This window comes from Shewanella carassii (assembly GCF_019670705.1).
GTDB lineage: Bacteria > Pseudomonadota > Gammaproteobacteria > Enterobacterales > Shewanellaceae > Shewanella > Shewanella carassii.
The window spans coordinates 3,631,087-3,649,148 of sequence record NZ_AP024618.1 but is presented as its reverse complement, the minus strand read 5'-3'; the positions used below and the strand labels follow the sequence as shown (position 1 = coordinate 3,649,148).

Here is an 18,062-nt window from a genome sequence, read left to right as displayed (position 1 = left end):
CTTTGTTTGACTAACTCCAGGGCGTTCATTTCAGCTGGCTCATTTCAGAAAGCTGATTTCAGAAGGCCGATTTCAAGCGGCAGGCTGGCGGCTGTCATTGGACTTTGGCTTCAAATGGCTAGGCTGCCACACCGCGCCAGAACAGGCGAAAGCTGGCGTCTCTGGCCTCCTGAGTGGCCTTCTGAGGCTGGTTGCAGAAGAAGCGCGCCGCCGCCAGGAACTGGCTGTGGCAAGCTTCCAGCAACAGCTCTCTGGGTAGGTCAGCCAATACCCCTTGGTTGATGCCCTGCTCCAACAGCTCAGCGATAAAGCCGAGAATGCCATGCATCGCCTGCTGCCTGACCGCTTCACTGACACTGGGCGACATGGCGTATTGCACAAAGAAGCTCAGCTTCAGAGGCTGTGCCAGCGCCCAATCGAGCCCTGCCTGCCATAGCATTTCTGCCCGCTGCGGTAATTCAGTAATGCTTGCCGGCGTCTTTGGCAAACTTGCTGAAATGGCGTTGGCAAACTCTGTCTTTATGGCCAGAAACAGCTGGTCCATCAGGATTTCTTTACTGCTAAAGTGATGGAACAGGGTGCCTGTGGCGACACCAGCGTGACGGGCTATGCTGGCGGTCGAGGTGGCATAGAAACCTTGCTCGACAAACAGTTGCAGGGCGCTGCCCAGGATCTGCTGCTTCTTGTCCAGTTTGCCGCTTATTGCCCGGGTTGCTTCGCTGCTGCGCTTCATCTGAGAAACACCTTCAGCAGCAGCTTCTGGATCCCCTTGCCGTAGGGAGGATGCACCAGTTTGCCGGTATTGAATCGCCCCCGGGACAGCACAGTGCGGGCGTGGCTGAAGGTGCGAAACCCTTCCTGGCCGTGGTAGTGCCCCATGCCGGACGGGCCTATGCCTCCGAAGGGGGCATCGTCGGCGGCCACATGAAACACGGTTTCATTGATACAGACACCGCCAGAGTGGGTTTGGGACAATACCTTTTGCTGCACTTCTTTATCGAAACTCATCAGATACAGGGCCAAAGGTCTGGGGCGGGCCTTGATATAGTCGAGTGCCTGCCCCAGCTCTTGATAACTGACCAAGGGCAGCAAAGGGCCGAAGATCTCTTCCTGCATCAGTTTCATATCATCACTGACCTTGGTCAGCAGCAAGGTGGGCCATTTGCGCAGTTCGGCGCTGGGCAGTTTGCTGAGTGGTTGCTCGCGGTCGGCGGCAAATACCTGTGCCCCCTTGGCGGTGGCATCTTCCAGGAGGGCGACCAGTCTCGCGGCCTGACGCTCGTTGAGTATCTGGCCATAGTCCGGGGTGTTGGCAAAGTCGGGGTAGAACTGCTGGAAGCGGCGCCGATAGGCGCTAATAAACTCGGCCTCTTTACCACTGGGGCAGAGAATATAGTCGGGGGCGACACAAATTTGCCCGACGTTGAGGCACTTGCCATAGATGAGGCGCTCTACCGCTGTCTCCATGGGCATGTCCCGGGCGATTAACACAGGAGACTTGCCTCCCAGCTCAAGAGTCACAGGGGTGAGATTATCGGCCGCCGCGCGCATTACATGGCGTCCTACCTGAGTCGAGCCGGTAAACAGCAGATGATCGAAGGGCAGGGCGGAGAAACTGGCGGCAATCTCGGCTTCCCCTTCAATCACACAGACCTCGGAGCCATCGAAGACTTCGGCCAGCAGGGTACGCAGGGCTGCATTGGTGTGGGGAGTAAATTCAGACAGCTTCAACATGGCGCGGTTACCGGCGGCAATGACTGTGGCCAGCGGACTCAAGGACAACATGATAGGGAAGTTCCACGGCACTATGATGCCCACCACTCCTTTGGGCTGATACTCCACCCTGACGCTGGCCGGGGCCAACAATAATCCGGCATGGCGGCGACTGGGTTTCATCCAGCCTTTGAGATGTCTGAGGCTGTAGTTGATCTGGGTAACGACCGGCAGTATGTCGGAGATCAGGCTATCGTCGGTCGACCTGTGGCCATAGTCGCGGCTGAGTGCATCCGTGAGCGCTTGCTGGTGTTTCAACAAGGCTTGTTTTAACGCCTTGAGCTTGGCCTTGCGCTCGTCAAGGCTTGGCATGGGGGCGGCACTGAAAGCCTGGCGCTGCACGGTGAATTTTTGCAGCAGTTGCTGATTTTCCACTGTGAGCGGCTCTGGGTAAACAAGCGACATTTTGCCTCCTTTGGCAGCCGTTAGACTGTCTTTAAAATAACCGACTGATTAGTCGGTCTGATGTTAGTTCAGTCTGCGTCTGTTGGCAATAACCCGGCTATATTTGATGTGGATCACAGAATGCGTTACGGCCGCCAACTAGACTGAAATCGAATAGATGGGGCTTTGTTTTTGAAATCGTTGACATAAGGAATTGATGATGAGCTTGAACATGCATGGTATTTCAATCGGAATTGAGCGTTATGGTGATGACGATTTCTTTGTCACCATGAAAGCCGTGGGAAAACTGACCCACGAAGACTATGAATATATGGTGCCTATGCTGGAGTCGGCGATAGCCGGTGTGAAGGATCCGGATATTTACGCCCTGCTGGATGTCACCGAAATGGATGGTTGGGAAGCCAGAGCCATGTGGGACGATCTCAAGTTGGGGATCAAGCATGGGAGTCATTTCGAGAAGATTGCCATCATAGGCAATACCAGTTTGCAGGAATGGATGACCAAGATGGCCGACTGGTTCACTCCCTTAGATGTGAAGTTCTTTGTCGACCGTCTCGATGCCATCGACTGGCTGAAAGACTAAACCGTCTTGCCATGAAATGCCCGCGACCTGTGAGGAGGCGCGGGCGTTTTTTATTGCCATTCTAACAAGGTTTTGAGCTGCTCGCTGCGCTCTTGAGTCAAGAGTGCCTGCCACTCCTGCTCAGTGGTGGAGCCTTTAAGTGCGGCAAATAGGCGCGCATTGCTGTCGCGGTATTTAAGCCACAACCGCTGCACCGCGCGAAGGTCTTCTTTGGTCACTTCAAACATATAAAGCTCTGGGTCATCCGCCGGGCGCAGTTTCTTCATCAAGGCGCGGTACACCTGGTTGAGCTCTTTGTCGGCGCTGGCAAAGTCAGGAAAAGTGCTCACCACTTGCTCTTCGTTACTGAGCATTTCCAAACGTGCCAGATAGTTTTGCCGCTGCTCGCTCTGGGAGCCGATAATAAAGGCGCTGCGCCCGCTGCCGCCATGGCCTTCCTCCCTTGAGGTTTTCGCTTGCAGCCACAGCTCGAATGCGCTGTTGGCCGGCTCAAGTAATTTAAGCGGCGCTTGCCCCAGGCGTTGTTTGATACTTTGGATGATCCGCTCTTGTTTGGCGAGGCGTTGTTGCTCCAGCCGCTGCTCTTCCCGTGAGGCACAAAAGCCCATTCCCATGCCGCTGGTAATCGCGCTGCAGAGATCAAATTCAGTGGTCTGTTTGGCACCGGGGTCGAGTTTGAGCCTGTCTTTGACGGCGATATCCAGCTCGGCCGGTACCTCGGCGCCATAACAGACGAGCTGTAGCACCTGGCGATCATAATTGTTGCCATCTTGCAGTTTGGAGAGATTCTCGGCCTGTTGCCACAAACGATAGCTATAGCCTTCCTCTAAGGGAGCGCTCAGAGCATTAAGCCAGTTGAAATCGGGCTTGCCGACATAGATGCAGGCATCCAGCGTGGTTTGATAGTCAAAGCTAAAGTCCGGATGGTGACTTTGATACTGTTTTAACACCTCGCCCAGCCTGAGCGGGTCGGCACTATTTGCTGAGCCGCCGCGGGTCAACAGGCGCTCTGTCAGGTAATAGAATGCCTTGGGGTGACCGGCCTTTGCCGCCTGGCTTAAATGGGCTATGTCTTCGGCCAAAGGTAAGGAATAACTGTAGCTCAGCATGAAGTGGGCTTCGCTGCTGCCAAGGGCCGCGGCTCGTTCAAAGAGCGGCTTGGCCTGTTGGCTCTGTCCGGCTTGTTGTAGCGTCTTGGCTTCTTCTACCAGACTGGCGGCATCCTCGGCGTAAACCGGGGTAAAAATAATCACCAATAAGCTTACGGTTGTGGCTAAATGGAGTAAAGTATTCATAGGGTGCTTAAAGTTTTGCAATATAACTTGTTGATATTGTTCGGCAGGTATCTCATCAGTCGATGCCCGCCGTGTCAAGGAGGTCGCTATGCGTAACAAAGATATCCTCTGGCCCACTGATTTCAGTGATACGGCCGCCAACGCCTTGAGATATGCCATTGAAATGGCCAACCTCTATCATGTTGGGCTGCGGATTTTGCACGTGGTAGATCAACCTATAGGTGATGAAAACTATCAGTTGTTGATCATCACTCCGGAAGAGCTGGCACAAACCATGGAAAAGGCCGCCGCCGAAAAGATGCATGAGTTGCTGGCCAAGCTGAAAAGCCCACTGAAGATTGAAACTGTTATTCGCCGCGGTGACGCGGTTGAAGAGATCTTGGATGAAGCCGAGTCTGCCGATGTTGGCATGATAGTGATTGCCAGCCATGGTCGCAGTGGCCTGGCCCATTTTCTCAGCACCAATGTGGCCGAGGCCGTGGCCAACAAGGCTCGCTGCCCCGTGCTGGTGGTGAAGTAGCAAGTCGTACCGCTTGCATGAGCACTAGAACGAGGAGCCGGGTTGCTCGAGAAAGGTCAGCTCCTCGGCGGTCGACTGTCGTCCTAATATGGCATTGCGATGGGGATAGCGGCCAAACCTGTCAATAATCGCCTTGTGCCTCAACTCAAAGTCATAGTTGTCCCTGGTCTGTTCCGAGGCGAATAGTTCCAGGGCTTTTTGATGGATAAGCGCCGACTCGCTGTGCATAAAGGGCATATAGAGGAATGCCAGCATAGGGGCTTGCAGTAGTTTGTCGGCGCCTATGCTGATCGCCTCCTGCGCTAGAGCTAAGGCCATGGGATCGGCACTGAAGGCATCGGGAGTATCACGGTGAATGTTGCGCGAGAACTGATCCAGCAGCAAAATTTCCGCCAGGCGTCCTTGTGGCGTTTGCCGCCAATGCCATAACTCGCCCTGACGGGCAGCATTCAGCAAGGCGCCGAAGCGGCGCTCAATTGTTTGGTCAAACTCAGGATCCTTGCCCCACCAGGCCTTGGGACTTATCTCTTCAAACCAAAAATGGATTATCTGTTGTGGCCTGTACTCGGAGACGATTTGCGCTGACATGACAATTCCTTCTATTGACCTGAGATTAAATCCAGTTGCTGTGATCATGGGCGATAAGCCCAAGGGTTTGCGCTGCGATATCCTGCGCCTTGGCCAGCGGGATGGATGGCAGCGTCAGTTCACCGCTGGCCAGCCCCAGCTTGAGACTGGCAAGGCCTCGGCGTTTTTGCCCCCGGCTTTGGATTAGCTGCAGATGTTGCACCTTGCTCAGAGACACCAACTGCCAACTGTGACCTAGGAGCCCCTTGTGGATCCAGAGATCGTTTTCAACCCGCCAAAATCCCCATTGACGATAGCGCAGATAAAGTGCCGGGACAGCCATTACTCCTGGCAGTAATAGTAGCCAAACTTCTGTCGTCAGACCCCAAAACGCCCATGTCAACGATGCGGGAGTTAAGCACCACAGCGCCCTATAGTAAAACCAGCTCGGGTGAATGGGGTGCCAACGATTGGGAATACGGTCGGCCTTGCTGCTTCTTTGGTTGAGTCTTTTTAGCAGGCGGCGCACTTCGCCTCTACCGAGCGATGGCACCAACATTTGATGGTTGCTGCCGCCTTCCACCTCATGGCCTTTTACCTGTTTGAAGCTCAGAGTCCAGCGTTTCAGCCAGCGGGCCAGCAACGACTGCTGCAAGCTGATGAGTTGAATTCTGCGCTGTTTGAGTATGTCTTGCTGGTGGGACAGCAGGCCGCCGCTACGCTGCAATGTCTCCTGCTCTTGGATCAGGCGATAGGGAGCATATTTGAGCAGCGCAGCGACTATTGAGATCACGGAAAACAGCAGATAGCCAAGGAGCAGCAGGCCTAATAGACACCCCAGTTCCAGCAGCGGGTTGCCGCTTACCTGTTGCTGATGCCAGTCGAAGACTCGTTTCAGTCCCAGCTCCATCAGTTGAGTGCCTTCGAGCTGGCTGAGTATTGGGCCTGTAATGACGGCAAACCAGACAAAATTATTTTGATACAGGCCAAAGAGGGCTAACTCTGGCAGAGACTTCTTCACCAGTAAGCGGGAGTTTGGCGGTGCTGAGGTGGGGGCGCTTTCGTCTGTGTGACCCCGAGTCATCAGCTGCAATCTTAGTGACTGGGCTTGAGTTTGAGTGACGGCGCTTAAGCAGACCTCATCGTCAGTGGATCCCGCAGTTTCCACCAGTAGATTACCCAGTCGCAACGGCTTGAAATAAAACGGTTGCTCCAGACGCACATTCTGAATTTTGTCTATCGGCAGCTCGACTTTGCGCCTGAACAGGGCGCCACTGTGGACCTCGAGTTTCCCTGGAATCAAGCGATAACGGAATTTACGCCAGCTCAATAGCCCATGGGCAAAAATCACTACCAGGGTCAATGCCAGCGCCAGTGGCAGCCACACAGAGTCAAACCCCTGTTGCCAGCCGGTGTAGATAATAGGCACCAGGGCGTAACCGTTGCTGAAGAACTGCTTCAGGCTGGAGAAACTGAAGCTGATGATCGCCCAGGGAGAGAGTGATTGCCAGTCGGCTTGCTGCACCTGGTTCAATTCGGCATCTCCTCCGAGGTTTCACCGCCATCCTTCCCCGCCAAAGACAACAGGTGTTGGCGCAATGCTTCGGCGACTTCAATATCCAGCCCGGGTAGGCTGACTTCGGCCGCCGAACTGCCAGCACTGTAGCAGCGCAAACTTGTCAGCCCGAAATGGCGCTGTAATGGCCCCTGAGACAGGCTCACATGCTGCAGCCTGCTGGCCGGCATGGCGGTATGGCTCTGCCACCAAAGCCCTTCACGCAGCAATATGCCGTATTCACAAACACCATAAGCCATGGCTTCGGCTTGTCTTTGATTGAGCCAGGCCTTGAATCCCAAGAGCAGCAGTGCCAGCATCACAGGCGGGATGAGCTCAAAGCCACTCAGTTGGGCGCCGAGCAACAGAGCAGGCACCAGCAGCAGTATGACCAGCGCCGTCAGCAGCAAGTTTTGCCACAGTAGTTGTTGGCGGTAACGAGGAGACAAGGTGAGCAAGGGCTGGCTGTCAAAGCCCAACCACTGCTGTTGAGGCAGGGGCGAGTGCGGCGAGCGGGTATCCATCTGCTTTGAATCCTTGTGGTCTGACTGCGACAAGAGAGAGTCTATACCATTCGCTATCAAAGTTTTAGCTCACAATCAGCCCTATCGCTCTCAGGCGTTTTACCTCCACCTGTTTGCGCATGGCGCGTGGATGACAAAGATTTGATGCAGTTCCGGATCCGTAGCGATTGCGCTTGTGTTAACAACTGGATATCAAGTAATTTGGAAGCAAGACTTTGTTGCCCGTGCGGCGCATCTTTTCCAAACGCGCCAATACTGGCTGTAAACCATCAGGATGATGAGTATGTTTCAAGCCGATAAGGTATCTAAACAACAAACCGCCTTTCTGCGTAAACTCTATCTGGCCCACCTGATAGACGATAACCAACATAATTTGTTGTCCTTGCAGAAGGAAACCGGCATGCCGCGCCGCACCTTGCAGGATGCCATTGCCGCCTTCGGTGATATAGGTATTCAAGTGGACTTTATTCAGGATGGGCGCCGGAATAACTCAGGACACTATCATATTCGCACCTGGGGGCCGATTAACAGCGCTTGGGTCGGCACTCATCTGGAGCAGATCCGCGCCTTGCTGTTCCCCGAGGCCTGAGTTTTTCTGGTGGGAGGGGCTGTGAGGTTCTCTTCTATTCCGGCCACTTTAAGTGGTCATTGTTTTGGGGCTCATCCTCTGTGAGGACTTGGCGCCGCTCGCGATGTTGGGCCCCGAATGTCGATTATTCTCGCTAGATAAAATCAGATAAAAGCAAAACTCAGCCAGCTCAGGCCAAGCAAAACCCAAGGTAACCACAACAAACATTTGGTTAGGGCATTGCTGGACGGTTTTTCCTGTGTCTCAGCGTCGTCATCTGCACAGTGTTGAAGCCGAGTTTTCTGCCGCAGCTCTTGCTTGCGAGCCTTGTCCCTCTCTCTGGCCTTAATCTTCTGCTGCTTCTTGTATTCGGCAATGCCTTTCTCTATGCCTTGGGCGATCAGTTTAGTTTGCTCTTTGGTCTGGCCCGCTTTTTGAGTGGCTTTGGCTATACGCATGGCTTCGGATTGGGTCTCGGTAGAAATAGGTTGCTTTTTGCTCATGGTGACTTGGGCTGTTGACTGACGACGAGATTATACCCGCCCGCCGAGAGATGACCACAACTGTGCCTGTGACTTGGCCCATATTGTTGGGGGAGGAGTCGGTATCTTGCCGCGGTCAACATCCAACAAGCTTGGGGCGTGCGCTGTTGGTTCATCTGGGCGCGGGAAACCTTCCCTTTGCTGGACTCATCGGCGCTTTGGCGCCACAATCCTGATTAACAGTCATTGTCTGGATTTTCGCTTGTCTGCTCCTCAAATCGCTTCGGCTCGGATCCTGCCCTGGATCCTGAGCTTTCTTAAGCCCTATCGTTTGCGGGTCGCCCTGGCGCTGCTGTTTCTGCTGCTGGGGTCACTGGCCTGGCTGGCCCTGGGACAAGGGGTTCGCTTGATAGTGGATGAGGGCTTTATGGCCGACAACTCGGGTCGCCTCAACGAAATTGTATTGCTTATTCTGGGGATCACCCTGGTCAGTGCCGTGGCCGTGTTCTGCCGCTTTTATCTGATGACCTGGCTCGGTGAGAAAGTCAGCAACGATATTCGCCGCTTGGTGTATCACAGGTTACTGGAACAAAGCCCGGTGTTTTTCGCCCGCTTGCGCACCGGGGAGATCATCTCCCGCTTTACCGCCGACAGTACTCTGTTGCAGACAGTTATAGGTTCTAGCCTGTCGATGGCACTGAGATCTTCAGTGACCACTATAGGTGGCTTGGTGATGATGGCTTTTACCAGCATCAAGCTCACGGCCTTGGTGCTGCTGGCCGTGCCGCTGGTGTTGGTGCCTGTGGGCTTACTCGGGCGGCGGGTACGCAAGCTTGCGCGCACCAGTCAGGACAGTGTCGCCGATCTCGGCGCCTATGTGGATGAAACCTTGCATGAGATCCACACGGTACAATCCTATGGTCACGAGGCTCGCGATCGCGATAATTTTGACGGCTACCTGGCGGCGGTGATGCGTGCTGCCAGTGGCCGCATCCGCTATCGCTCGGCGTTGATCTCCTCTGTCATGTTGCTGACTATCGGTGCCATAGTGGCTGTGACCTGGGTGGGAGCCAGAGACGTAATGGCCGGTGTGGTCAGCGCCGGTGAGCTGTCGGCATTCATGTTTTACGCCATGATGGTGGCCGGCGCCGTGGCCACCATAAGCGAAGTGATAGGGGATATTCAGCGGGCTGCCGGTGCCAGCGAACGCTTGATGGAGCTGGCCGAGTCCAAGGCAAATATTGCCGAGCCGGCCAAGCCGCTGGCGCTGCCCAGTCCGCTCAAGGGAGAACTCAGGATAGAGCAGCTGAGTTTTGCCTATGATGAGGGCGCAGCTGTGCTTGAGGATCTCAATATCCATATTCAACCCGGTGAACGGGTGGCTCTGGTTGGGCCCAGCGGCGCCGGCAAGAGTACGTTATTTCAGCTGCTGCAGCGCTTCTATCAGCCGAGTTGTGGCCGCATTCTGCTCGATGGCGTCGATATCGCTTCTGTATCATTGGCGAGCCTGAGGGCACAGTTTGCCCTGGTGCCCCAGGAGTCGGTGATCTTCGCCACCAGTGTGCTGGAAAATGTGCGTTATGGCCGCCCGGAGGCCAGCCTGGAAGAGGTGGTTGCCGCCTGTAAGGGCGCCAGAGCTCATGAATTTATCAGTGAGTTTGCCCAGGGGTATAACACCTATTTGGGTGAGCGTGGCGTGCGCCTTTCCGGTGGTCAAAAGCAGCGAATTGCCATTGCCCGCGCCATCTTGGCCCGCAGGCCTTTACTGCTGCTCGATGAAGCCACCAGTGCCCTGGATGCGGTCAGTGAAGTCAAGGTCAAGCAGGCTTTGGATGAGTTGATGGCGGGACGAACCACGCTCATTATAGCCCACAGGTTGGCGACAGTGCTCAATGCTGACCGTATTCTGGTGCTGGAGCGGGGGCGATTATTGGCCAGTGGCAGCCACAACGAGTTGATGCAAACCAGCCCGCTGTACCGTGAGTTTGCCAGTCTGCAGTTGCTCGCGCCCGATAGTCTGGCCAGTGGCTCAAACGAGCCCGGGCAGGCATCATCGCTGGCTTGATCTCAGCGCTTCTGTTTTAAATAAATAATCAGGCCAGTCACCGCCAGTAACAATAAGGCGATCGCCGCCAGATCCATCAGATAACTGCCGGCAGCGCCGAAGATTCGGCCGCTGTGCAGATCCTGAAGAACCCTGTGCCAAGACAGGCGACTGGCGCGAATATCTCCGAGCAACTGCTGCGTTTGTATCTTTGCCCCTTCGAGTGGTTTTATCCAGGGGAGGGCCACCAGGCTGCTGGCCGCTTGCCAATCCAACAGTTCGCTGTCGCTGCGATATTGGCCCCGGGGTGTTTTCAGCCAGACACTGCCGGGCTCGACCGCCATGGCGTTTATCTGCGGCGGCAAACCTGTCAGTTCGGTTTGGGTTTCCAGCACAGCAAGATCCTGGCTCAAAATCGTCAAACTGTTTCGGGTCAGCAGCAGCCACTTGTCTTCAAAGGGGGCTATGGCCAGTATCTCATCGGTTTGCTCGGCTAGCGGCGTGCCGGCTATCCATGCCTGACCCTTACTGCTGCCCGCCAGCGGCTGGGCTTGCCAGACTTTGACATCTTCCGGGGCGCCAATGCCGTAATAGTCTTGCAGCCATTGCCAGTGCACGCCTTGGGATAGGTTCAGCTCACGGCCGTGATTCAAGGCCAGGCCGGTCAGTGTCAGCAGCAACACAAGCACACTGCTGATGATGCCAATACGTCTGTGCCAAGGGCGCAGGGTACGCAGGAGACGGACTCGAAAGTCCGGATGTTTACGTGTCATCTGGGCTCACTGTTTTGTTGCAGGCTGTGTTGTTGCAGGCTGAGTTGTTGGTCAAGATAGAGGGCGATGCGGGCCAGTTTGGTCAGGGCCCTGACGGAAAGTGTCGCTCCGGTAATGCCATCTATATGTTTGTCCAGCTGTTTATCTTTTGTGAGTGTTGCCGATTTAAATTGATCGGTAAAGAAGTCGTGCCTGACCTCATCACCGCGGCTCTCGCGGTAGATAAGCACCTTGGTGCGATAAATCTGTCTATGGCGCACCTGAATGCCCACAGTGATTGGCGCTTCTTTGCCTATCTCCTCGAGGATCCAGACAGTGTCGTCTCCCTGCTGCCAATAGCGGGTACGCAGCGGCCGAAAATCGTGGGCCAGTATCTCTTCTATGACCAGGCGTTGCTCGGCGCTGAACCAAAAGACTTTGGCTTTACCTTTACCTTTACCTTTACCTTGGGAGCCCAAGGCCTGGGTGATAAAGTCTGCCGGGCTTTGGTAAACGCTTTGCGCCGCCAGGGTTTGAGCGAATGGCAGCAAAAACAGTGAGAGTAGTGCAATAAGGGTCTTCATAAGTGCCTCAACGAGGGTGCCCCAGAGGGCACCCAAAGATCATCAGAACTGATAACCTACACCCAGATTGAACCCATCTGAGTCTGACTTACCGCCACGTTTTTCGTAGTCGGCCTTGAACACCACATTCTCGTGCAACCAGTAGTTGACACCCACATTGGTTTGAGTTTCTTTGGTGTCTTGATTGTCACCGGCATTGTTGTCCCATTCGTTGTAGCGGGCGAAGATGCCGAACTGCTCGTTAAAGCGGTAGGACGGCTCTATATACCAGCCATTTTGCTTGTCGCGGCCCAGGGCTTCTGCTTCAAATCCATCTATGTCCCACTCGGCATAGAGGGCTCTGATGCTGAAGTTTTCTAGGTGGTAGATGGCGTGCGCCGACCACATCAGAGCCGAGGCTGTGTCTACACTGGCTTCGCCTTGAGTCAGATCCGATTGGTACTGCACCGTGGCGGCCAGCTCCAGACCGGGAACGGCTGTGTATTTCACCCGGCCGGTATAGGCCAGATCGTCAGCCTTGGCCTCGGAAACCTTTTGGCGACCGCTTCTTGGCTTATAGGCATTTTTTCCTGTGGTAGGGACATTCAGGCCCGAGGTCACGGCCGCATCGAAGGCCAGTCCGGGAGCTGCCTGGATATTCATTGCCAAACCCGCTTCCCACCAGGTAGCCGGGAGTATGTCTTTCTCAACCGGGTTGCGCTCGACACCATAAAATGCCGGTGGCTCGTGGGTTTCATTGATGATGCCAACCGGCATCAGGAACAGACCCGCCTTGGCAGTCAGTGCTTGGTTGAAGTCGTGCTCTATGTAGGCCTGCTCCAGCTCGACTTCGCCATTTTGACCATCGCCTGAGATGGAGTGCTCCACTTCCAGCTCGGAGAAGAAACGGGTGTTTTCGGTAAACTCATGGCCGAAGAAGAGCACGAAACGGTGGAAGTCGAACTCTTTCTTATCCTCGCCCAGCTTGTTGTCTATGTTGTTGTAGTGCAGCTCGCCATAGCCGCCAATAGTGGTGGCGGTTTTTTGCGGGGTGGAATCTACCACCTCGGCGGTCTGTTCAACCCGCTCAGCAGTTTGCTCGACCCGCTCGGCAGTTTGTTGCTGACGCTTTTCGGTTTCTGCTAGACGGCGCTCCAGATCCTTGAGGACCTTTTGCTGCTGTTCGATGATTTTGCGCAGCTCCTGAGTCTCGTCCGAGGCGAATGCCTGCGGGCCGCACAGGGCTGTCAGTAGCGCACTGGCAATGAGAGTTTTCTTGATCATCTTGGTTCCCGTTGTGATGTTACTGTTGTTGAAATCGGGCGAATTCTAGCAATTGATTTAATAAATGCAAACGATTTGCATTTATTAATGTGATAAAAATTAACAAATGTCAGCATCTGTAAACTTGCTTGTTATTGTTAATGTTTTGTCTGAAAACGGATGCTTACAATGTAAGTTTTTTGATCTTTTTATTAAAGTATTAAGACTATGTTTTAGTCGCAAGGGGAGAACCTGACGTCATTCCCGGATAAATCCGTTGAAGTGCGATTGCTGAATTTTTGAACACTTAACTTTGGCTGGAAGCCTGGGCCAACAGATCGGGTGAGTTATTTGTCAAAAGGCGGTTAAACTGGTCGGCCTTTTTATTCCGGTTAGCCTTGGCTTTGTGAGTGTTCGAACAAGATGTTTCTAGTTGATTATTTTAAAAGAGAAAATAACCAAATAACCATAGGCCGCAAACAGGCCAGTGATTTTGCCAAGGGTGTCGCAGGAGATTTCAATCCCATCCATGATGAGGATGCCAAACGTTTTTGTGTTCCCGGCGATCTCCTTTTTGCCCTGGTGTTGAACGATTATGGCCTCAGCCGCCGGATGCTGTTTAAGTTTGAAGGCATGGTCGGAGACGGCGTATGTCTGCATTTCCCCAGTGACCAAGGTGCTGAGCTGGCGATAGAAGATGAGCGCGGCAAGCGCTACCTGAATGTCCATCGCGATGGTGAAGTGCGCCACTGCGAACGGCAGTTGGAGTCCTTTATCCGCAGCTATGTGGCCTTTTCCGGCCTCAACTTCACTCATGTTTTGGTGCCTTTGATGCGGGAGCATCAGGTCACCATCAATCCGGCGCGGCCCTTGGTTATCTATGAAAGCATGGGTTTTGAGCTGGACACCCTGGAGTTTGAGCAGGTTAAACTGGAGCTGATTAACAGCAATCTCAAAGTCGATGGCAAACGCGGCGATGTGACGCTGGATTTCGCGCTTATCAGTGATGACAAACAGGTAGGAACCGGACGTAAGACCTTAGTACTCAGTGGCTTACGTCCTTTCGACGAGGCGGCTGTCGAGGCTATGGTCAGTGAGTATCAGGCGCGCCGCGATGGCAGCTGGAATGGTGGCTCACAGACAAACGCTTGAATTCAAACTGCGCCGGCTTCTGAGCCAGGCGACAGCTCACTTTCGACCCGGTTACGCCCCAGCTGCTTAGCCTGATACAGGAGTTTATCTGCAGTATCAGTCAGTTGGCTGAAGCTCTGGCTGCCATCGGTGTCTAAAGCCAACCCCTGACTGACGGTGAGCCTTAGCGGCTCGCCATTTTCCAGGGTGAATATGTGCTCGGCCACACTTTGCCTCAGAGTTTCGGCGATTGCCACAGCGTCATTCAAACCGGTATTGGGCAGCAACAACATAAACTCTTCACCGCCAACCCGGGCCAGTAGATCATCTTTTCGTAGCGAAGCTTGCATGACCTTGGCCAGTTCGAACAGTGCTCGGTCGCCGTTATTGTGGCCATGGGTGTCATTGACCTTTTTGAAGTGATCTATGTCGATAGCAAGCAGCGCCAACGGGCCATGGTTGCTCTGGACTTTGGCTGGCAGCAACAGTGTTTTTAGCCGAACAAGCAGCGTGCGCCATTTGGACAGGGATTCTAGGCCTTTATCCTCTGAAGCTTGATGGTACAGCAACCAACCGGCCAGATAGCGGCGGTTATAGAGGCCGGTGAGGCTGTCGGTCTTGGCCAGCAGGCCCCACTTCAGGCGTGAGCGATTGAGCCAGAGAATGATGATTGTGGCCAGCAACAACAGTAACAGGATGATGCTGCTGATGATATTGAGCTGATTCAGGGTAGTACGGTTGGTTTCCAGTTCCAGCTTTTGCAACACGTTGTTCCAGTTGAGATCCTGGTTTTCAAACTCGAGGCGCTCTAAATCGAACAGTAACTGTTGGCGATCCAGATTGTTGAGTAACTCTTTGGAGCTGTATGCGGCGAAGCGTTGCTGGTACTGCTCCAGCACCTCGTAGGCACGCTTGAAGTTACCCAACCCGGCAAAGCCTTCGGCGCTGACCTTTAACAGCTCTATCTGGGAGCGTAACAAGATTTGCTCCTTGGTCAAGCCGATAAGCAGAGGATCGACATAGACGGCCATCTCGGCATACTGATGCTTGTTGAGCAAGTCCTGGGCCTTGAGCAGTTGAAATCGACTGGTGTAGTAGGTCGAAGTCTCGCGATATTGTAGGTTGTCGGCCAGTTGTAGGTGCTTTGCCATGGAAGATTCATCCCCCAGCTCCCGGTACTTCAGCGCCAGTTCTACATTGATGCGAAAGCGATACAGGCCGTAACCCAACACTCTGGCCAGCTCCAGCGCAGCTTGGTATTTGTCGATGGCGGCTTCTGCCTGGCCCTGACGTTCAGCCAGCTGCGCCAATTCCAATTGCACCAGCATCTGGTTGTAGGACATCCTTCTGTCCTTGAAAAAATTAAACGCCTTCTTGAGCAGTTTTTCAGAGCGCTCAAAGCCGTTGAGGCGCACCAGAAGTTGGCCCATGCCAAAGGAGATCCGTTCAAGCAACTCCTTGTCCTGGCTCTGATCGGCAGCGTCCAATGACAGCATCAGGCTGGCGTAGGATGCATCCAGCTTGCCCTGTTGTTCAAGCGCCTTGCTTTTCAGCAGCAGGGCTTCGGCCTGCAACGCCTTGTCGGCCGAATTTTGCTGACTATCTATTACTTTTTGCAACTCGCTGATGGCCTGTGTGACCTTGCCGGTTTGCAACATCACCTGTACCAGTCTCAGCTCCAGCTGGCTATGTTCGCTGGTTCCCGGAACCGCCAGTTTCAGGCCCTCTTTGGCGGCTTGCTCGGCGGCGGGTATCTCATGCAGCAGCAGAGATACTGTCGCCTTGGTCAGGTAAAAACGGGTCAACAGAGGTTTGGGCAGGTCTTTGAGTTGTCCGCCTTCCATCTCATGCAGTTGAGCCTGCGCCCTTTGTGGCAAGGAATAGAGCTGGCTTTCAGCCCCCTTAAGCAGGCGGGAGAATTGCTCTGCATTGGCCGCCGATAGGCTCGGGCTGGCCAGTATAATCATTATTGCTATCCATGGCAGGCAGAAGCGTTTCTTCATACTCTTGGTGCTCTTTGAATCGAAAATGTCTGATACAAGTGATATTGGGGAGGGATTATCGCGTTGGCGGCTTGGGTTTGTCTAATTATTCACGGACGACTACTTAAGTTTGGGAATTGTCTGATAGAGCCGCTGCGCCCGCAGGAGCGAGGTGATCAACAAGTGAGGGTAAAGGTTGGTTGCAGTAAAACAGCGCCGATAGTAGCAGATTTTGCTTGGCTATCGGCGCTTGTGGATCAGTTTTCTACTAGCGTTTGATAGGAGCCGTCGTTGGCTGGGCAGTTTTCAATTTGCTGCTTCAGACGGCTTATTTTGACTTCGGCTATCTGGTGCTGATTCATCGCCGTCACCTCAAAGCGCCAAGGCATCAGAGTCAGTACGCTACCTGCTTCCGGGATCCGGCCAAAGCGCGCCAGCAACATGCCCGCCAGGGTGACGTACTCGTGATTATGGCTCTCGAGTTCATCGCAGCCCAGTAGCTTCTCCAACTGATGCAGGTTAATGCTGCCGCGAGCGCGCCAACCATCACCATCGATACGGATCTCTTCGGCCTCATCTTCCTTGGGCAGCTCGCCGACTATGGCTTCGAGAATGTCGTGGCCGGTGACCAGTCCCAGTAGGGCTCCGAATTCATCGGTGACCAGTGCCATGTCGGCCTTGGCGCGTTTCAGCTCTTCCAACAAACGGAACACGCTGATGCTTTTCGGCACTATCACCGGCTTGTGGCCGGGGCGCAGACTCTGCAGCGGCCGTTGTTGTTCTATGGCGGCCAGCAACTCCTTGGCACTGACCAGTGCCACGACCTTGTCTATGTCGCCGTCACACAGGGGGTACTGGCTGAAACTGTCGCTAAGCAGTTGCTGTTTTATCTGCTCGGAGCTGTGGCTGAGGTTAACCCAGCTTATTTCGGCCCGCGGTGTCATAATGCTCTTGATGCTGCGCTCGGCCAGAGTCAGCACCTCGCCGACCATGTTGCGTTCATCTTCACCAAAGCACTTACTTAGGGCGCGCTCGTCTTCGGGCAACTCTTCATCTTCTTCAATTTCTTCAAACTGCTTCTTGCCACCCATCAACTTAAAGATGGCGTTGGCCGTCCTGTCCCTCAAGGGTTTGCGGGCCTCTCGTTGTTCGAACCTGCGTTGCCCCAACTGGTTGAAGAACTCGATCATGATGGAGAAACCTATGGCGGCATACAGATAGCCTTTGGGAATATGGAAACCAAAGCCTTCGGCCACCAGGCTGAAACCTATCATCAGCAGGAAGCTGAGACAGAGCACCACCACGGTTGGGTGGGCGTTGACAAAGCGAGTCAGCGGTTTGGAAGCCAGCAACATCACGGTCATGGCCACCACTACGGCTGTCATCATCACCCAGAGTTCATCCACCATGCCGACCGCAGTGATGATGGAGTCGATGGAGAATACCGCATCCAGCACCAATATTTGGGTCACAACTATGCCAAAGCCGGCATAGGCGACTTTCTGGCCAATTTCCGGCTCTTTGGACTCCAGCCTTTCATGCAGTTCGCTGGTGGCCTTGAACAGCAGGAACAGACCACCGGATATCAGGATCAGATCCCGTCCGGAAAAACTGAAATTGGCAAGGCTGAACAGAGGTTGGTTGAGGGTGACCAGCCAGGACACCACGGCCAACAGGCCAAGGCGCATCAACAGGGCCAGCGACAGGCCTATGACCCGGGCTTTGTCTCTTTGATGTTGAGGGAGTTTTTTAACCAGAATGGCAATAAATACCAGGTTGTCTATGCCGAGAACTATCTCGAGGATGATAAGGGTAAAGAGTCCGATCCATATGTGTGGGTCGAGCAAAAGTTCCATAGTGGTGAACCAAGGGCCTCAAATTGGGTTTAACTTGAGCCTATTGCAGCATAACTTGGGTGGAATGCTGAATTAATTTTGGTTAATCATTTTTGAGCACAACAGAAGGTGAGTGCAACACTATGTCTACACCATTCGGGGCGTTGAGCTGTGTTTGGTTTTTTGAAACGCAAGCTTGCTTAAATTAGTCAAAGTATCA

The 18,062-nt window shown here is 53.9% G+C and carries 17 protein-coding genes; 5 read left to right on the top strand and 12 right to left on the bottom strand.

Features of this window, described 5'->3' with window-relative positions:
- Window positions 1–118 precede the first annotated feature (118 nt).
- Together K5621_RS16490 and K5621_RS16485 are read right to left on the bottom strand one after the other, a co-directional pair.
- Window positions 119–733 carry a TetR/AcrR family transcriptional regulator gene (locus K5621_RS16490; protein ID WP_100144844.1) on the bottom strand — a complete coding sequence of 205 codons (615 nt, stop codon included), beginning with the start codon at window positions 731–733 and terminating at the stop codon, window positions 119–121.
- The gene (locus K5621_RS16485; RefSeq protein WP_221049799.1) at window positions 730–2,178 is read right to left on the bottom strand and encodes a coniferyl aldehyde dehydrogenase; all 1,449 of its coding nucleotides are present in this window, start codon (window positions 2,176–2,178) and stop codon (window positions 730–732) included. Before K5621_RS16485 ends, K5621_RS16490 begins: the two co-directional genes overlap by 4 nt.
- Window positions 2,179–2,377: 199 nt before the next feature.
- Between K5621_RS16485 and K5621_RS16480 the strand changes: the two genes are divergently transcribed.
- Complete coding sequence (locus tag K5621_RS16480; protein WP_100144848.1) at window positions 2,378–2,761, top strand: SpoIIAA family protein; 384 nt, start codon at window positions 2,378–2,380, stop codon at window positions 2,759–2,761.
- A 50-nt stretch (window positions 2,762–2,811) separates the two neighbouring features.
- Here K5621_RS16480 and K5621_RS16475 read toward each other — a convergent pair whose 3' ends face one another.
- Window positions 2,812–4,056, bottom strand: coding sequence for a lysozyme inhibitor LprI family protein (locus K5621_RS16475; RefSeq protein ID WP_221049798.1), 1,245 nt, complete (start codon window positions 4,054–4,056; stop codon window positions 2,812–2,814).
- Window positions 4,057–4,144: 88 nt separating this feature from the next.
- Here K5621_RS16475 and K5621_RS16470 point away from each other — a divergent pair, with 88 nt between their 5' ends.
- Window positions 4,145–4,576 carry a universal stress protein gene (locus K5621_RS16470; RefSeq protein WP_100144851.1) on the top strand — a complete coding sequence of 144 codons (432 nt, stop codon included), beginning with the start codon at window positions 4,145–4,147 and terminating at the stop codon, window positions 4,574–4,576.
- Between the two features lie 24 nt (window positions 4,577–4,600).
- On the opposite strand, the gene K5621_RS16465 is transcribed toward K5621_RS16470, so the two are convergent.
- From K5621_RS16465 to K5621_RS16455, 3 genes are read right to left on the bottom strand one after another with little or no spacing between them, the layout of a single operon-like run.
- The gene (locus K5621_RS16465) at window positions 4,601–5,164 is read right to left on the bottom strand and encodes a DUF924 family protein (protein WP_221049797.1); all 564 of its coding nucleotides are present in this window, start codon (window positions 5,162–5,164) and stop codon (window positions 4,601–4,603) included.
- A 25-nt stretch (window positions 5,165–5,189) separates the two neighbouring features.
- Window positions 5,190–6,668 (bottom strand): PH domain-containing protein, encoded by a 1,479-nt coding sequence (locus K5621_RS16460; protein ID WP_245003191.1) that lies wholly within the window; start codon window positions 6,666–6,668, stop codon window positions 5,190–5,192.
- Window positions 6,669–6,673: 5 nt separating this feature from the next.
- A complete protein-coding gene (locus K5621_RS16455) occupies window positions 6,674–7,222 on the bottom strand; it encodes a PH domain-containing protein (RefSeq protein WP_221049795.1) in 549 nt (182 codons plus the stop codon).
- A gap of 283 nt (window positions 7,223–7,505) precedes the next feature.
- Between K5621_RS16455 and K5621_RS16450 the strand changes: the two genes are divergently transcribed.
- Window positions 7,506–7,811: a winged helix-turn-helix domain-containing protein gene (locus tag K5621_RS16450; RefSeq protein ID WP_373289265.1), complete on the top strand. Its 306-nt coding sequence runs from the start codon at window positions 7,506–7,508 to the stop codon at window positions 7,809–7,811.
- A gap of 143 nt (window positions 7,812–7,954) precedes the next feature.
- Here the strand turns inward: K5621_RS16450 and K5621_RS16445 are convergent, their stop codons facing one another.
- Complete coding sequence (locus K5621_RS16445; protein WP_100144860.1) at window positions 7,955–8,293, bottom strand: DUF2956 domain-containing protein; 339 nt, start codon at window positions 8,291–8,293, stop codon at window positions 7,955–7,957.
- A gap of 241 nt (window positions 8,294–8,534) precedes the next feature.
- On the opposite strand from K5621_RS16445, the gene K5621_RS16440 reads away from it, so the two are divergent.
- Window positions 8,535–10,337: an ABC transporter transmembrane domain-containing protein gene (locus tag K5621_RS16440; RefSeq protein WP_425332448.1), complete on the top strand. Its 1,803-nt coding sequence runs from the start codon at window positions 8,535–8,537 to the stop codon at window positions 10,335–10,337.
- A gap of 2 nt (window positions 10,338–10,339) precedes the next feature.
- Here K5621_RS16440 and K5621_RS16435 read toward each other — a convergent pair whose 3' ends face one another.
- From K5621_RS16435 to K5621_RS16425, 3 genes are read right to left on the bottom strand one after another with little or no spacing between them, the layout of a single operon-like run.
- On the bottom strand, window positions 10,340–11,089 hold the full coding sequence (locus tag K5621_RS16435) for a PepSY-associated TM helix domain-containing protein (protein WP_221049794.1): 750 nt from the start codon (window positions 11,087–11,089) through the stop codon (window positions 10,340–10,342).
- Window positions 11,086–11,652: an FMN-binding protein gene (locus K5621_RS16430; protein ID WP_221049793.1), complete on the bottom strand. Its 567-nt coding sequence runs from the start codon at window positions 11,650–11,652 to the stop codon at window positions 11,086–11,088. The genes K5621_RS16435 and K5621_RS16430 overlap by 4 nt, the downstream gene beginning before the upstream one ends.
- A gap of 42 nt (window positions 11,653–11,694) precedes the next feature.
- Window positions 11,695–12,915: a porin gene (locus K5621_RS16425; protein WP_221049792.1), complete on the bottom strand. Its 1,221-nt coding sequence runs from the start codon at window positions 12,913–12,915 to the stop codon at window positions 11,695–11,697.
- A gap of 402 nt (window positions 12,916–13,317) precedes the next feature.
- Here K5621_RS16425 and K5621_RS16420 point away from each other — a divergent pair, with 402 nt between their 5' ends.
- Window positions 13,318–14,046 (top strand): DUF3581 domain-containing protein, encoded by a 729-nt coding sequence (locus tag K5621_RS16420; protein WP_221049791.1) that lies wholly within the window; start codon window positions 13,318–13,320, stop codon window positions 14,044–14,046.
- A 2-nt stretch (window positions 14,047–14,048) separates the two neighbouring features.
- Here the strand turns inward: K5621_RS16420 and K5621_RS16415 are convergent, their stop codons facing one another.
- Together K5621_RS16415 and K5621_RS16410 are read right to left on the bottom strand one after the other, a co-directional pair.
- On the bottom strand, window positions 14,049–15,992 hold the full coding sequence (locus tag K5621_RS16415; protein ID WP_221049790.1) for a GGDEF domain-containing protein: 1,944 nt from the start codon (window positions 15,990–15,992) through the stop codon (window positions 14,049–14,051).
- A 272-nt stretch (window positions 15,993–16,264) separates the two neighbouring features.
- The gene (locus K5621_RS16410; protein WP_221049789.1) at window positions 16,265–17,863 is read right to left on the bottom strand and encodes a TerC family protein; all 1,599 of its coding nucleotides are present in this window, start codon (window positions 17,861–17,863) and stop codon (window positions 16,265–16,267) included.
- Between the last annotated feature and the right edge of the window lie 199 nt (window positions 17,864–18,062).